Genomic DNA, 14,183 nt, shown 5'->3' with positions numbered 1-14,183 from the left:
ACTTAATATAGTCTACGCTCCTTTTGAGTTTCCCATATTCTCTAGCTTTTTAAACCTTTAGCAGTTTTAGTAACTCAGATAAGATTGCTATATCGGAACACCCGCAAAATGTGGGATAACAAGCTCCGAATTCAGATATTCTAATAGTCGAAATTATATTTAATACTATATTGAAACCCCCCAGATTCTATTTGGAGGGTTTGTTTGATTACTTGTGAGATTTGCTTAACTTGGATGCGCCCCTGGTTGTCCGTTTTGGACTATAAACGAAGCTAAGGTTTTGACTGAAGCATTCAAGTCAACGATGCTTGATACAACACGATAGTCGCTTTGCCAGCGTTTTGGAGTCAGGTTGCAGCGGACGTATCCTCGGTAAGCACCATCAAAGAACTTAGTATGGGGATTATTAGTTAGGGCAGCTTGAGATGGAGCGATGAATGAGGTGGGAAAGTCAGAGGTGATTGAAGTTCCTACAAACTCAGTGCCTACAGTCGGCGAGTTTGGGTTATTAAAGTCAAGCTTTAGGTCGTGTACCCAACTAGAATGAATATCTCCAGTAATTACCACTGGATTAGAGGGTTGGCGCTGGTTGAGAAAACTCAAAAGCCGATTACGCGCAGCCACGTAACCGTCCCACTGATCCACATTGAAGACACCAACACCTGGATTACTATTGAAATTGTACTCGGCTAGCATGGTCTGTTGAGCAATCACATTCCAGCGCGATCGCGATTGGTCTAACCCTTTTCGTAGCCACTGTTCTTGCTTTGAGCCGGCCATGGTAGCATTTGTATCAAAAGCTTGGGAACAGCGAGGCTTAAGTCCATCATCACAAGGTTGGTTAGTGCGATACTGCCTCGTGTCTAGCACATTGAACTCAGCTAAATTACCGAAAGTCAACCGCCGATAAAGCAGCGCGTCTGGGCCCTTGGGCAATGAAGACTGACGTAAGGGCATGTGTTCGTAGTAAGCCTGGTAAGCATTAGCTCGCCGTTTTCTAAAAGCCTCTTGGGTTTGGTTGTCTTCAGGGGTTAAGTTGGCGTAGTTGTTGTCAACTTCATGATCGTCCCAAGTCACAATCCAGGGAAAAGCCGCATGAGCAGCTTGCAGATTCGGGTCAGTTTTGTACAAAGCGTGGCGATCGCGATAGTCTTTAAGAGTGATAATTTCTGGACTATTATGCTGGCGCGGCCCACCAGATTGTGGCCCGTATTCGTAGATGTAGTCACCCAGATGAACCACAAGGTCGAGATTTTCCTCAGCTAAATGCCGATAAGCTGTATAGTAGCCATTTTGCCAATCTTGACAGGAGACAAAAGCAAAGTTCAGTTGTTGGGTATAGCTATAAAATGCTGGTGCTGTACGAGTCCGTCCAATGGGGCTAACTTCCCTACCTGCTTGAAATTGATACCAATACCAATGGTCAGGGTTTAGCCCACGGACATCAACGTGGACTGAGTGCGCTAACTCTGGTGTTGCTAGTACTGTTCCTCGCCGCACAACCTGTTTCATGTTTTCATCAAGGGCAACTTGCCACCGCACTGGAACATTTACCAGTGGCATTCCGCCTCCAGAGAGTGGATTTGGAGCCAGTCGTGTCCAGATAACAACACCATCCGGCAAAGGATCGCCAGATGCAACACCAAGACTGAACGGATAGCTAGAAAACCTTGAGTTAGCCAATACCGGATGCCATTGGCTAGCGATTGTTAACCCCGTTAAAAATCCTGCACCCAACAAAAAATTCCGCCTTCTGCACCGATTTGCTAGGAGGCGTGTGCTATCAATAAGTTCCATATTCACCCCTATTCAGATGTAAATACAGTTGGCATTTAGGAAGGTCAGTTGTGAAAAGCACAAATAATGGCTTGATTTGACTTGTTTCCTAATTGCTGCTCAACCAAACACAAGGAACTTAGCAAACCAGGATCAAGCAGAAATTAAGATTTTGTTAAGTTTAAATTTGAATTAGGGAATTGGCACTGGGAGAATTTTGTGGGGAATTTAAACCCACCACCTAAATAGTAAATAATTTATGACAGTTAACAATACAATTTTGGGAGCGATTGAAAGAGTTAAGCAATTGCTAGCTTATGGAAAATTTGAACAAAAAATTGATGCCCTTCTAGATGCTTTTGAGTATGGGGAAGCTGGCTTAGACTTGATTATTCAAGCTTTAGAGAACTCAGAAGTTGATGTTCAAGAAGCAGCTTATTGGCTACTTCTTGAAAGTGCAGAGCCAAGAGCTAAACTGGCATTACAGGCATACAACCCCTATTTATTTTTTGAGTATCTTTTTACTATTGAAAGGTATACCGATAAAGTTCGCAGGATAGCTTGTGTAGATATAAGCCAAGAGTTGCAAACCTTAGTTACTTGTAATTATAAAAACATAATTCAAGTGTGGAATATGCAAACACAACAAGTAATATGCACATTCCAGTCAGAAGCAACGAAGGAATTCGATCAAATCGCGATCGCACCCAACAATCGCGTTTTAGGACTTTGGAATTGTAATGATTATGCTGAAGTGTGGGATCTAAAAACAAAACAAAAAATCTTCACTACACATCGGCGCTCAGATTGGTTTTGGTATATTGCCTTTAGCCCAGATGGTCAATCATTTTTAAATGCTGTTGACGGAGAAATTTTTGAATTGTGGGATATACAAATAGGAGAAATAATTTTCTATATTTCTATGTTTAATCTGGGTCAGAATTTTATCTATTCAAATTCGCAAGTTTTAGTGACTCAAGAACAAAGCTTTGACCAAAAGTATAAAATATGGGATTGGCAAACACAACAAGTAATTTGCACTTTAAGCCTTTCAGGATATATGCCTGTAATTACTGTCAGCCGCGATCGACGCTTTTTACTTAGTGGTAGTCGTGAAAATGGAACCATTAAAGTGTGGAATATTCGGACAGGACATGAACTTTGTAGTCTCACAAGTCATTTATCGTCAATTACTGGTCTTGCAATTAGCTCAGATGGACAGAAACTATTTGTTTGGAGTGGAGACAACACCGTTGAGGTGTGGGAAATTTAATTTTTCACGGTGATTTCAGATAGTTTTACTTCAAAATTCCGAATTACACTGTATAAATTACGAATTATTTAAAACCTGCCATTTCCCTGAACAATGTGCTTAACAGTGGTCAAAGTTTCCAGACTGATAAATCCCCGGCGATGACCTTTTTGATTAGACATGCCGAGAAATACTGAATCTCCCCGCGAGGGGTTACGGGAAAAACGCGGAGAAGTGTTGATGTAGGTAGAGGCACTGTTAACTCCCAAGGCAAACTGCCGACTTTCCTGGTAGGATTCAGTCACGATGGAGTCAGCATGACCACTGCTGTATTCATTAATCCAAGCGATCGCACCCTCTAAGCTATCCACCAGTTTAAAAGCTACTGTCCTCGTTAAATAAGGGTTTCCCCATTCGCCTTCTTTTACCAGCTGCAACTGAGGAAAGGATTGGACTAGTTCTGCATCTCCTTTAATTTCAAAGCCTTTTTCCATCAAGCTGTTCCACAAGACTGCTAAAGATGATGGCAAGGCTTGACGATGAATTAGTACTTTTTCAATGGCGTTGACTTGATCGGGTTCACTTTGATGACTATTAAGAATCATCCAGCGCACCATTTCTAAGCTACTATTGAGCGACCAGTAGAGGTAACAGTTACCCATCGCCGACTTTAAAACTGGGCAAGTTGCCTGTCGGACTACCTGCTGCACTAAGCTAGTACGTCCGTAGGGAATAACTAAATTCACGTACTGGTCTTGGGTGACTAGATCCCGAACAGAAGCCCCATGTTCTGCTGTGATCAGTTCTAGACAGCCAGGAGCTAGGCCAACTTCTGCGATCGCATTTTGCAGTACCTCAGCGATGACCGCGTTGGAATGGCTAGCTTCGGTACTGCCTTTGAGAATTATACAATTACCAGTTTTGATACAAAAACCCGCTGCGATCGCCCCTAAATCGGGAAACGCCTCATAAATAAATCCAATCACTCCCAAGGGCATTAATTGGGTATAACTCTGGGAATCTTCCAGTTGATAATCAGCAGTTCTGACGCGTCGCAGCGGATCTGATAATTCCCCCAACCGTTGTAAAATGTCCACTGTCATCTCTAGCCTTGTGGGAGTCAGCTTCAGCCAGTCCAATATCAATTCAGGCACTGCCATTTCCCGACTAGCCTCTAAATCCAAGGTATTGGCTTCTAGAATGTCGTCAAATGAGCGCTCAATCGCCTTTGCCATTGCCAATACTGCACGACTTCGGTCTGCTCCCTTTGTGAGCGCCAACTTTAGGGAAGCTTGATAGGCTCGTTGGGCACTAGTAATCGGTTCGGGGTGGTCATACAATTCAACAGTCATTGAGTTAACGTCTGTAGGTAAGCCAAACCATTAGTGCTGGTAAGATAGCCAATAGCACCGCCACCATTGCCCAAGCAATAATGCTGGAACCATTTGCCAATCGCAGTGCTAATGGCAGCCATATAATCACTAGCACGAAAATAATCCCCAGCGCTATAGGCAAATAGCTTTCTCCCAAGCGGGGATGGACAACATGCCAACTATTTCCCATCCAACGCCAAGCCCGTTTGTAGGGATAGGTGGTGGAAAGCTGTTCTAGGACATGACCATTATCTTCTACAACAAAGATTTGCTGACAGCGATCGCAACCAAATGCTTCTGTCAGCGTAATCGGAATTAACTGACCCCGGCGACGACAGGGACAGGGGTATTCGGTATTGAAATCGATTTTTTCGGGTTTTTGAGATTGCACAAGCGTTCTAATAACTTGAGCGTGTTTTACACGAACTACGAGAATATAATGCCTTGGTAAACACCTTAAAGGCTTCTGTCTTTATATACATAAAAAGGTGATGCAAACATTGCCCTGATTACCAACAGTAGATGCAGCTAACTTTAAGTATCCTACTAATTGCCACAGTACGGAGTTATCTATTTTTAATCTTTCCCCGTAGTTGGCGATCTTGTTTAAAAATTTCCTTCTCTTCATCTGTCGCTTTCAAGGTAATGTGGTTGCGTTTTTGGGGATTTATTATGCGCATAAGTGGCGACCACTCCTAAAGCCAATCCTTTGGGAAGGCTAGGCTCGTAAACAACACGCATTAACAAACCCGCTAATTTCCCTTTGGGTCACTATATATTACAATCAGTTATCAAGGTTAGATCGGGATTGTCTCCAATCTCTATGCCTTGGAGTTCACAGGCGTTTCCAGAGCAGAAACTGCTAAAACATATTTAGTGTCTAACTCTTTGTCCAAATATATAGATTGTGGCTAATTTTAACCGATCTGTCCACATTTGGAGCAGTTTACAAGAGTGCAGAGGTAATCTACGAACACTTCAACGCACCCTAAAAACACTAAACCTCTTGGAATTGTTAAATTCAAGAGGTTTTAGTTGGAAGCGGGTAACGCGATTCGAACGCGCGACATTCACCTTGGCAAGGTGACGCTCTACCACTGAGCTATACCCGCGATCATCACCCAAATACCAATATCTCAGATTTATCTGTAATTGTCAACCCCTTAATTTAGTCATTGGTCATTGGTCATTGGTCATTGGTCATTGGTCATTGGTCATTAGTCATTGGTCATTCGTCATTAATGAATAACAAAGGACAAATGACTAATGACGGACTAGCTGAGTTCTTCTGACTCGACAGTTAAATTGCTAACGCTGGCACTTGGAAAAGAAGGTGGCAGAGACTGGCTACTACGAGAATATGGCTCTGCTAGGTTAGAACGCAGTTGTCGCATCAGGCTAGCCATTTCTAAAGCATTCAGGGCGTAATCCCAGCCATGATTACCTTTTATGCCTGCCCGTTCTAGGGCTTGCTGCATAGTATCTACTGTCAAAATGCCAAAAATTACTGGCACTCCAGTTTGAAAGCTAGCGGCGGCAATGCCTTTAGAAACCTCTGAGGATACGTAATCAAAATGGGGTGTTTGTCCTCGAATCACTGCGCCAAGACAAATTACAGCATCATAACGATGGGAAAGTGCTAATTGGCGAGCTACTAAAGGTACCTCAAAACTTCCCGGAACCCAAACATAGTCCACCTGATTACCTTGGGGATTAGGGTCTACACCGTGGCGTTTTAAACAATCTTGACATCCCTCTAGCAGCTTTCCGGTAACGAGGTCATTGAATCGACCAATCACCACTGCAAACCGCAAAGGCTCCGTTTGGGTAAAAGTTCCCTCGAAAACTGCCATGACTGCCTCTTTATCAACTATACTTCTGGCCAATATACATTTCTTATTTAAATGTAGAGGAGCAGGAAAGCGCGGTCAAAATTAAGTTAGTAGGAAAAAGAAAAAATCCCTTGTTTCCCTTAACCTTTGACCTAGGCTTTTCTGCCCCTCTATTTCTTATATTATGTGCCTGCGCCAGAGCGAAGCCGTCGCCTACACGACAAAAAAGTTTAACAAACCAACTAAAAACACCAAACCAATCCAGACCCCAGAACCAAGCCAGAGCAGTTTTTTAGATTCATTCCAGTTTTGGGGAGTGGCATAAGCAACCGGAACGCCTACAACGAGGACAAAAGACAACACTACTAGACCGATCAAGGCAAATTGGAATATTATGGTCATTTTTGCTTCTCCCAATACAGCGAAATACTAAGGATAGAATATCCTAAAGGGCGACACTGACACTTTCTTATTATTTTTAAGCTAGCAGAAATTGCAACATTTTTGTCATTTGTCCTTTGTCTAAACACCAATGACTAATGACTAATGACTCTTAACTATGGATTTAATTCTTTGCCACACAACAGCAGATTTTGACGCATTAGGAGCAGCAGTAGGGTTGACGCGCCTACTATCGGGAAGCAAGATTGTGCTACCTGGCGGCTCTCATCCTACTGTACGGGATTTTTTAGCATTACATCGGGATGAATATCCACTGATTGAACGCCGTTCGGTGAATCCAGAAAAAATTCGCTCTCTGACCGTGGTGGATACACAGCAACGCGATCGCTTGGGTAAAGCTGCCCAGTGGTTTGATTTACCTACTGTAAGAGAGATTATAGTTTATGACCATCACTTAGGACAAGAATCAGATATTCCCGCCACGCGATCGCATATTGACTCAGTAGGAGCCACCACAACTTTAATCGTCGAGCAATTGCAACAACAGGAAATTTCCTTGACTGCTGCCGAAGCAACTGTGATGGCTTTGGGTATCCACGTTGACACTGGCTCTTTAACATATGACCAGTCCACAGCACGGGATGCTTTAGCTTTGGCTTGGTTGATGCAACAAGGGGCTAGTTTATCAGTAATTTCCACCTACCGTGACCCTGGATTATCTCCGCAATTGCAGCAGCTATTAACTGAATCTCTGGAAAGTTTAGAATATCTCTGTCTACATGGATATACGGTTGCTTGGGTAACTTTGAAAACTGAGGTTTTTGTGCCGGGGCTATCGAGTCTAGCTTCGGAACTTGTGGAATTAACCGAAATTGATGCCCTACTGCTGGCTAATGAGTATCCTTTAGGTGAAGAGGATTCACGGTTAACGGTAATTGGGCGATCGCAAATTCCCAAAACGAATCTTAACCTATTATTTCAACTCTTGGGTGGCGGCGGTCATTCGCAAGCCGCATCGCTAAATCTCAGGGGAGTTGATTCGCAGGCAATATTAAAACAACTCCTTGACGGGATAAAAGCACAAATTCCCCATCCCCTCACTGCTAGGGATTTGATGTCTTCTCCTGTCCGCACGATTCTGCCTGAAACCACAATTGCCGAAGCCCAGCGCATTTTATTACGCTACGGACACTCTGGTTTATTCGTAGTCGATACTCAAGGGCAACTAGTAGGTATTATTTCACGGCGGGATATTGATATTGCCTTACACCACGGATTTAGTCATGCACCAGTCAAGGGCTACATGACCAAGAATCTCAAAACGATTACACCAGATACGACACTGCCACAAATTGAGTCACTGATGGTGACTTATGATATCGGACGCTTACCAGTATTGGAAAATGGGCAGTTAATGGGCATTGTCACCCGTACTGATGTCTTGCGAGAATTACATCAAGAAAGGGATGAAGACCAAGAAGGACAAAAATTCAAAATTCAAAATGACGCTCACGGACTCGCTAACGCTGCGCTAACAAAATCTAAAATTCCTCTCAGCACTGAATTGCAAAATCGCCTTGCTCCCCAACTGTGGCAATTACTCACTACAGCATCGCAAGAGGCAGAAAAACAGGGTTGGCATCTTTATCTAGTGGGCGGTGCGGTGCGGGATTTGCTATTAACAGAAGCAGTAGCGGGCACTTTGATGATTAAAGATATCGATCTTGTGGTTGATGGCTTTCATAAATCAGCAGATGTCGGTGCTGGTGTGGAATTAGCCAAAGCACTCCAACAACTTTACCCTATGGCTCGCTTAGAAATCCACGGGGCTTTTCAAACTGCGGCTTTGCTGTGGCACAAAGACCCAGAATTAGATTCTTTATGGGTAGATATTGCCACCGCTAGAACAGAATTCTATCCTTATCCAGCCGCAAATCCAGAAGTTGAGGCGAGTTCTATTCGTCAAGATTTGTATCGCCGAGATTTTACCATCAACGCCCTCGCCTTGCGCCTGACTTCTCCTCGGACTGGTGAATTACTCGATTTTTTTGGTGGATTACTAGATTTACAAGCTAAACAAATTCGGGTTTTACACGCCAATAGCTTTATCGAAGACCCCACCCGCATTTTTCGTGGCGTGCGCTTTGCCGTGCGCTTCGGATTTCAGATAGAATCGCAAACTGAAGAGTTTATCCGCTATGCCATCAACAGTGGTGTTTACGATCGCACTGCTCAAGAGAATAGCAGAACTCCAGCCCTGCAAACTCGACTGAAAACAGAACTAAAACACATCCTAGAAGCCCCCTACTGGAAATCGGCTTTGCAGTTGCTAGATAACTTAGAGGCATTGCAATGCATCCATCCTAGCCTGAAGCTAGATGTGGAAGTCCTACGACAATTACGTTTGCTAGAACGCTGTTTGCGGCGATTTGACCCGCAACCAACCCTCATTCATTGGGAAATGCGTTTAGAAACGTTAATCGCCCATCTAACACCAGAATATCGGGCAAAAGTGGCAAAAAATCTGCAATTGCAAGAAGATGGGATTAAACGCTTGCAAAACTTGGTTTGTGCTCAAACTGAAGTAATGGAATCTTTGCCTAAGTGCCAAAGTCCTAGTCAAGTAGTACAGTTATTGCGACAGTATGATTTACCAATGCTGATTTTAATTGCTGTGCAAAGTTTGCGATCGCTTAGACATCAGATTTGGGAATATTTAACTGTTTGGGCTAATGTGCAGCCACTACTGAATGGCAATGATTTAAAGAAACTGGGTTACAAACCAGGGCCTCAATATCGACAAATATTAGATGATATGCTTGCAGCTACCTTGGATGGAGTAATTAAAGATAAGACTGAAGCTAAGGAGTTTTTAGCACAACACTATCCTAAATGAAATAGCTCTGGTCTAAATTGTATCTGGATTGATATTTAACTCCCGCAGTTTTGCTGCTAAACGTTCAGCTTTTTGTTCGGCTTGTTCAGCTTTTTGTTCAGCTTGTTCAGCCTTTTGTTCGGCTTGTTCAGCTTTTTGCTGTACCTGTTCTGCCGTTTCTTCTGGCGTTGGTACTAGTTGTCCATCTCGTGTAAAAAACCGCAATAAACCTTCATAAACTCCTAAGTATAACCCTAGCTGATGACTCCACAAATACCCTTCTTCACTTGCTTGTAGAGGTTGATATTCTCCATCTATTAAATGAAATCCCGCAAATTCTTGTGTGTAAGGGTCGAACCAAAAATAGTCGGGTGTGCGGAAAGTGTCTTGATAAATTGTTTTCTTTAAACCTTTGTCAGTATTAGCTGTTGAGTTAGATAAAATTTCTAGAATTACATTCGGATATTTACCATCTTCTTCCCAGACTACCCAACTTTTGCGGGTTTTACGTTCAGTTCCCAGCACAACAAAAAAGTCTGGCCCCCGGAAGTATTCTGATTTGCGTTGGCGCGGACTGTAGTAGATAGTCAGATTTCCCGCCGCATAGAAATCATTTCTCTCTCGCCACAACCATTCCAGACAGGTTAAAAGTAAAATTATTTGCCGTAAATGCAGTTCGCTTTCCAAGGGAGGTTCGTCACTATATAAATCACCAGGGGGAAATATAATATCTTGGCAGATGCCTTCTTGAGAATCTAATTCTTGAGCAATGGTCATAGAATGGATATGGCATCAAGTAGTTATAAATTTACTTTAGCAGTTTTGTAGTTAGCGATCGCCTAGCGTACCGTAGGTAATCGCCTATTTGTAGGGTAAGGGTAAATAAACTATTCTGTCTTGATATTCATCGTCTTCTGATGCCAAAGCAACTATTATGAGTTCTTCTATATTTTCACCAATACTTAAATTTTGATTGAGGATAAAAATTCCTGGTACGTGACGATTAACAGCAATATGTTCAGCTAAATGTACTGGCATAGAAGTTCAGTTGTTTGTCACTAATATAAAATTATTATTCTCACACCAACACAGGATTTCTGGATCGAGTGTACTTTTTGGTGGAGTTCTTGATTCTCCTACCACTTCGATCGCAATATCAGGTTCTCGTAGTCTAATTTGATTTGGATATATAGGATTGACATTTTCATCAATCAGATATTGTAGTGTCATGCTTGCTGTTTAGCTTGTCTTTTAATTCGGAGTTGGCGCAGTTTTTCTGACACTGGCGGGGGATTAAGCCTCTGTTGTTCTCGCATTCTATGACCGTGTTCTATCCAGTTTTTGATGTAAGCACTGACAGTTTCTTTGTTTTGCAGATAATAAATAATTGTTGTATATACTTGTTCTAAAGATATTGTTTGATAAATTTGGGCAATTTCTTCTGGAGAACGTCCACAATGAATGTATTCATAAAGAATTGTTTCAATACCGATTCTTGAGTCTTTCAGTCTAATGTCTTCAGAAGAGAGAAATTTGAAATACTCTGCGATATGCTTGGTAGACATAGATTAACCTATATTCATAGTTAGTTATTATATATAGTAATCTTTTTGCTCAAGCGATAAGCTTGACGGCATAGCGATCGCTTACCGCACTACATTAAGGCTTGGGAAAAAAAGGCTTCGCATTCTTAAGTTAGACACAAAAAAAGAGAGTGCGATCTTATCTTTGTCACAAACAAGACTAGATCCCCGACTTCTTAAACAAGTCGGGCATCTGTTTGATTACAGTTTAATTAAAGTTCTTCATACTGGCGATATTTAGTAATTAATCTACGTCTTTTTAGGGGTGAAAAAAGCAGCATGGAAAGTGCGGATAAACTGGTTACTGTTAGTGCTAACAAAATAAATTGATTTAGAAAGCTTGCTATTATCCCAGTTCCTACAGTAGCTCCAAATCCTAATGTTAGTAGTATTAGTACTGTTGTAAATGAGTCTTCAGCCAAATTTATAACCCAATCCCTAGCCCAACCCACAGCCTCACCCACAGCCCAACCCGCAACCAAACCCACAACCCAACCCATAAACCAACCCACAAACCAACCCACAGTCCCAACCACAACCACACCCACATCCCTACCCATAAACGCACCCACAAGAGTATTTAAGACAAAATCAAACTGCTGTAAGTCTTTCTAGTAGGGCTGGGGAGTGTGGAAATAGAAAAAGCGATCGCATTCTCACTTTCCGAAATACCTTAGTGCTACACTGTAGTCAATATCAAACCTCATCACAACTCCAATGAGATAGCACAAATGAAGTAGTACCAAACACCTGTTGCACTAAAGCAACAAATGTCAACGAAGAATAAACGCAACTAGTTTGACAGGGTTACTTCACATAGTCATGCACTAAAAATATTGTCATCATTCCTATCTATATAGAACCGTTTGACGATTGTCTGCGGCTGAGTTTTTTTTGTGTCTAATTTACCCGTAAATTTTGGAAATATGCGGGTGGAAGTTTGCGAATTGAGGTTTGAGAATAATGCCGAAAAAATCAATATTGTTAGCTGAGAATTTAGCCTATGACCTCAGCGTAGATAGAACTTTGTTTCAAGGAGTTCATGTGAATATCGACGCGGGCGATCGCATTGCTTTGGTTGGTCGCAACGGGGTAGGAAAATCAACACTTTTCAAGATACTTGCAGGTCAAATTAACCGATATACAGGTTCAGTTTGCTGTAATGGTATTGTCTATTATTTGCCACAAATCAGCACTATCAGACAAGAAATTACAGCAGATACAGTACTTAATTTTTTGATTTCTATCTCTGATGAATGGTGGAAGATTGAGGATATTTTGCAAACACAATTCCACACCAAAGTTGACTTATCTTTACCAATTGCTAACTTGAGTGGTGGAGAACTTACTAAACTGTTTTTGGCGATCGGTTTAGCTCAAAAGCCAAACTTGTTATTGCTCGATGAACCAACTAATCACATGGATTTGCAAGCATTAGAAAGCTTAAGACAGTTTCTTTTGAATTTCACAAGTGCGTATGTAATTGTCTCTCACAAGCCTTTTTTCTTAGACCAAGTAACAGAAGTAACCTGGGAACTTACACCTGTTGGTTTGAAAGTATATGGAGGTAATTTTTCTCATTATCGACAACAGAAAGAAATAGAGTTAGAAGCAGCATTGCGATCGCACGAAGTTGCCAGAAAGGAACTCAAACGTACCCAAATCACAGCGATGCAAGAACAGCAACGCGCAGCCCAATCTAGTCGCAACGGTCGCGCCAAGTTTCTGAATGGTAGTATTGATAGAATGGCAGCAGGACTGATTAAAACCAAAGCTGAGGTGTCTACCGGAACTGCGAAAAAGAAACATGAAGCAGCAGTAGCAAAGGCTAATCAAAAGGTTACACAGACGAAGGTCAAAACTACCAAAGTAACGAGTATTCAGCTAGAAGAAAAAAATCAAAAACGCCGAAATCTAATTAATATCCAGGGTGCAAATCTTAGGATATCAGAGCGTCTATTGATTCAAAATATTCAACTGCATATATCATCTGGCGATCGCATAGCCATTATCGGTGCAAACGGTTCTGGTAAATCGAGTCTGGTAAAGGCAATTTTGGGAATGGAAAACCAAACAGCGGTTTTAGAATCAGGTGAGGTTTTGCTCACACCAGCGATGAAAGCTGTATATCTCGATCAAACCTACGAATTGGTAAATCGCCAATACACAATTCTAGAAAATATGCAAGCTGCCAATCCCGATCTCAGCTATCAGCATTTACGTCAACAACTGGGACACTTTCTCTTTAAATATGATGACGTTCACAAAAGCGCCTCTGTACTGAGTGGAGGTGAATTAGCAAGATTAGCGATCGCTATGATTAGTATCTCAGAAATCGATCTACTGATTCTCGATGAACCAACTAATAACTTAGATATTGAAACTGTTGAACAAATAGTAATAGGTATCAATGATTACCAAGGAGCGCTTTGGGTAATTTCCCACGATATAGATTTTCTCAGCCAGATTAACATTACCCAAGGTTTCAAGTTGAGGGAACAAACTTTGCAAATGACAACTTATTTACCAAGTACACCAGAGCAATATTATCGAGAGTTGCTGGAATACAATCAATAAAGCGATCGCCTTATGTAAATTTCTAGTAAATTTCTACCTCAACAACAGAAGCCGTAAAGCATACAGGCAAGTTATAATTCTCTTGCGGTGCAACGTAACAAAAATTTATGAGTAACCCCCTTGTACAAGCCTTTTTCGTAGGCAGAGCGGTAGCAGAAGTAGTTAATGAGCGTTTAGAGGTCGCCTTGACCGATGCTTTGAGCGATCTGGGCAAATTTGATGCAGAAGCTAGAGAGCAACTGCGCCAATTTACAGAAGAAGTTTTAGAGCGAGCAAATCGGGCAGCAGAAGCAGCTAATGCCAGTCAACCTACCCCAGGTACTGGGCAAGCCAGTTCTGATTCAGGTGACTTGCAAGCAGAGATTGATGAATTACGAGCTGAAATTGCCCTGTTACGAACAGAATTGCAACATTATCGTAGAACTTCTGCATAAATTTTAGTCATTGGTCATTGGTCATTAGTCATTAGGCTAAGAATTATGCACAAATGACAAAGGACAAAGGACAAATGAC

Annotated in this window: 14 protein-coding genes and 1 tRNA gene; 4 read left to right on the top strand and 11 right to left on the bottom strand. The window is 41.9% G+C overall.

Annotated elements, in window-relative coordinates; all coding sequences use genetic code 11:
• Positions 1-225: 225 nt before the first annotated feature.
• Positions 226-1,797: an alkaline phosphatase gene (locus RMZ42_RS04750; RefSeq protein ID WP_322670313.1), complete on the bottom strand. Its 1,572-nt coding sequence runs from the start codon at positions 1,795-1,797 to the stop codon at positions 226-228.
• 238 nt (positions 1,798-2,035) lie between these two features.
• Here RMZ42_RS04750 and RMZ42_RS04745 point away from each other — a divergent pair, with 238 nt between their 5' ends.
• Entirely contained in the window at positions 2,036-3,049 is a 1,014-nt protein-coding gene (locus RMZ42_RS04745; RefSeq protein WP_322670312.1) for a hypothetical protein, read from the top strand.
• A gap of 68 nt (positions 3,050-3,117) precedes the next feature.
• Here RMZ42_RS04745 and RMZ42_RS04740 read toward each other — a convergent pair whose 3' ends face one another.
• From RMZ42_RS04740 to psbZ, 5 genes are all read right to left on the bottom strand, one after another.
• Positions 3,118-4,380: a glutamate-5-semialdehyde dehydrogenase gene (locus tag RMZ42_RS04740; RefSeq protein ID WP_322670311.1), complete on the bottom strand. Its 1,263-nt coding sequence runs from the start codon at positions 4,378-4,380 to the stop codon at positions 3,118-3,120.
• 4 nt (positions 4,381-4,384) lie between these two features.
• Positions 4,385-4,792: a hypothetical protein gene (locus tag RMZ42_RS04735; protein WP_094348002.1), complete on the bottom strand. Its 408-nt coding sequence runs from the start codon at positions 4,790-4,792 to the stop codon at positions 4,385-4,387.
• Between the two features lie 649 nt (positions 4,793-5,441).
• Positions 5,442-5,513, bottom strand: a tRNA-Gly gene (locus tag RMZ42_RS04730).
• A gap of 162 nt (positions 5,514-5,675) precedes the next feature.
• Positions 5,676-6,254, bottom strand: a complete 579-nt coding sequence (gene ribH, locus RMZ42_RS04725; protein ID WP_322670310.1) for a 6,7-dimethyl-8-ribityllumazine synthase — start codon at positions 6,252-6,254, stop codon at positions 5,676-5,678.
• 192 nt (positions 6,255-6,446) lie between these two features.
• Positions 6,447-6,635 carry a photosystem II reaction center protein PsbZ gene (psbZ, locus tag RMZ42_RS04720; protein WP_322670309.1) on the bottom strand — a complete coding sequence of 63 codons (189 nt, stop codon included), beginning with the start codon at positions 6,633-6,635 and terminating at the stop codon, positions 6,447-6,449.
• Between the two features lie 157 nt (positions 6,636-6,792).
• On the opposite strand from psbZ, the gene RMZ42_RS04715 reads away from it, so the two are divergent.
• Positions 6,793-9,531 (top strand): CBS domain-containing protein, encoded by a 2,739-nt coding sequence (locus RMZ42_RS04715; RefSeq protein WP_322670308.1) that lies wholly within the window; start codon positions 6,793-6,795, stop codon positions 9,529-9,531.
• A 12-nt stretch (positions 9,532-9,543) separates the two neighbouring features.
• On the opposite strand, the gene RMZ42_RS04710 is transcribed toward RMZ42_RS04715, so the two are convergent.
• From RMZ42_RS04710 to RMZ42_RS04690, 5 genes are all read right to left on the bottom strand, one after another.
• Positions 9,544-10,287: a Uma2 family endonuclease gene (locus RMZ42_RS04710; protein ID WP_322670307.1), complete on the bottom strand. Its 744-nt coding sequence runs from the start codon at positions 10,285-10,287 to the stop codon at positions 9,544-9,546.
• Positions 10,288-10,371: 84 nt separating this feature from the next.
• A complete protein-coding gene (locus tag RMZ42_RS04705; protein ID WP_322670306.1) occupies positions 10,372-10,548 on the bottom strand; it encodes a hypothetical protein in 177 nt (58 codons plus the stop codon).
• 6 nt (positions 10,549-10,554) lie between these two features.
• Positions 10,555-10,740 carry a DUF5615 family PIN-like protein gene (locus RMZ42_RS04700; protein ID WP_322670305.1) on the bottom strand — a complete coding sequence of 62 codons (186 nt, stop codon included), beginning with the start codon at positions 10,738-10,740 and terminating at the stop codon, positions 10,555-10,557.
• Entirely contained in the window at positions 10,737-11,075 is a 339-nt protein-coding gene (locus RMZ42_RS04695) for a DUF433 domain-containing protein (RefSeq protein ID WP_322670304.1), read from the bottom strand. The genes RMZ42_RS04700 and RMZ42_RS04695 overlap by 4 nt, the downstream gene beginning before the upstream one ends.
• Before the next feature lie 230 nt (positions 11,076-11,305).
• Entirely contained in the window at positions 11,306-11,653 is a 348-nt protein-coding gene (locus RMZ42_RS04690; protein WP_322670303.1) for a hypothetical protein, read from the bottom strand.
• Between the two features lie 403 nt (positions 11,654-12,056).
• On the opposite strand from RMZ42_RS04690, the gene abc-f reads away from it, so the two are divergent.
• The gene (abc-f, locus tag RMZ42_RS04685) at positions 12,057-13,670 is read left to right on the top strand and encodes a ribosomal protection-like ABC-F family protein (protein WP_322670302.1); all 1,614 of its coding nucleotides are present in this window, start codon (positions 12,057-12,059) and stop codon (positions 13,668-13,670) included.
• A gap of 107 nt (positions 13,671-13,777) precedes the next feature.
• The gene (locus RMZ42_RS04680; protein ID WP_322670301.1) at positions 13,778-14,104 is read left to right on the top strand and encodes a DUF6825 family protein; all 327 of its coding nucleotides are present in this window, start codon (positions 13,778-13,780) and stop codon (positions 14,102-14,104) included.
• Positions 14,105-14,183: the final 79 nt, after the last annotated feature.

The organism is Nostoc sp. DedQUE05 (assembly GCF_034530955.1).
Classification (GTDB): Bacteria; Cyanobacteriota; Cyanobacteriia; order Cyanobacteriales; family Nostocaceae; genus Nostoc.
The sequence above is the reverse complement of the archived record's forward strand: the minus strand, read 5'-3'. Positions and strand labels throughout refer to the sequence as shown.